Source organism: Streptomyces doebereineriae (genome assembly GCF_031845645.1).
GTDB classification, from domain to species: Bacteria; Actinomycetota; Actinomycetes; order Streptomycetales; family Streptomycetaceae; genus Streptomyces; species Streptomyces canus.
In genome coordinates, this window is sequence record NZ_JAVREZ010000518.1 from 1 (window position 1) to 404 (window position 404).

Here is a 404-nt window from a genome sequence, read left to right on the forward strand (position 1 = left end):
GGTGTGGGGCATCATCGCCGGAAAGTCGCTGGCAGTGGTGACCGTCGTGTTCTTGCAGGCGATCTTGTTGGGCGCCATAGGGTTTGCGCTGGGATGGCGGCCATCTCCGTTGGGTTTGGCGCTCGGCGCGGTGATCATCGCGCTCGGTACTGCCACCTTCGCCGCATTGGGGCTGCTGCTCGGCGGCACCCTCAAGGCCGAGATCGTGTTGGCACTGGCCAACCTGCTGTGGTTCGTGTTCGCCGGACTCGGTGCGCTGACACTGGAAGGCGGACCGGTGCCATCGGCCCTGCGATGGGCCGCGCGGCTGACACCGTCGGGCGCCCTGACCGAATCCCTGACCCAGGCCATGACGCTGTCGATGGACTGGTTCGGCGTGGCGGTACTGCTGGCCTGGGGCGCAG

Annotated in this window: 1 protein-coding gene; it reads left to right on the forward strand. The window is 67.3% G+C overall.

What is annotated here, in order from left to right; translation table 11 throughout:
- On the forward strand, positions 1-404 hold a 404-nt coding region (locus RNB18_RS53055), incomplete at both ends, for an ABC transporter permease (RefSeq protein ID WP_394817821.1).